This window comes from Priestia sp. P5_B4, from assembly GCF_056400385.1.
In genome coordinates this window covers 1-961 of the sequence record NZ_JBFULJ010001171.1, presented here as the reverse complement: position 1 = coordinate 961, position 961 = coordinate 1, and the positions used below count along the sequence as shown (strand labels likewise).

2 protein-coding genes are annotated in these 961 nt (G+C 31.6%); one reads left to right on the top strand and one right to left on the bottom strand.

What is annotated here, in order from left to right; genetic code table 11:
- The coding region (locus AC1DRF_RS29695; RefSeq protein WP_477742531.1) for a Y-family DNA polymerase at positions 1-357 on the bottom strand (357 nt) is incomplete at its 3' end.
- 154 nt (positions 358-511) lie between these two features.
- Here AC1DRF_RS29695 and AC1DRF_RS29690 point away from each other — a divergent pair.
- On the top strand, positions 512-754 hold the full coding sequence (locus AC1DRF_RS29690; RefSeq protein WP_043981873.1) for a hypothetical protein: 243 nt from the start codon (positions 512-514) through the stop codon (positions 752-754).
- Positions 755-961: the final 207 nt, after the last annotated feature.

Genomic DNA, 961 nt, shown 5'->3' with positions numbered 1-961 from the left:
GGCATCAATAAACAACTCATCAATGCTATACGCATGAAAATCCTCAGGAGCCACATACTGTAATACCAAACTAGAAACATAGTTCGAAGCCTTGACATACCTTTCCATGGATGGATTTACGACATGGATATCTTTCCTTCTAGGAATGTCGAAAAGACGGCTGCCTGTTTTGATCCCTTCTTTCTTTAATAAGGGTGTGGCAGCTAACACAACTGATCCCGACCGCTTTGTATCCCCTACAACTGCCAACTTTGTTTTTAATGGATCTAGCCTACGTATCACGCATGAAACAGAAGCAAAGAATGCTTTCATATCAATACAAATAATGACTCTGTTTGGTAGATATTCATAATCCATTGGAATAACTCCTCAAATAAAGAACGTTTGTTCTCTATTATATACGAACAAATGTTCTTTATTCAATAAAAACTCTAAAGTTTTCCCGATTATTGTTAATATAATAGGAGACAAGAATATTGCGAGTAAATTTGGAAGATAAAGGAGATGGCAAATGAATAAGAAAATGACTAACTATATTATCTTTTTTTCATGGTTTTTATTCTTAGTTCTTTTGTGGATTGTCGTTTCATTATTCAAAGGTGAAAATGGACAGTGGTGGTCTATGTATCGTTTAAATGCAGACAAATACGGCCTTTGGGCTTTAGAGATTTCTTACATAAAGTTTAGTATTGCTGCTTTTATCTCATTAGCAATAGCTTATATGGTGAGTTTTGGATTCAAAAGAAAAAGATAAGGTGAAATAAAGTGCTTTGAAAGTAATATAGATCGTTGGATTTAATGGGAATAAGAAATAATGATAAAAAGACCCTAATTAATATGTTAATAAGGTCTTTTCAGTATCTATAAAGTTTATTATGTATTTTATAGATATTAAATAATTGATTTTATTTTTGATGTTTAGCCCATTTTAAAAAGCTTTATAAGTTTCGTAGTACTATAT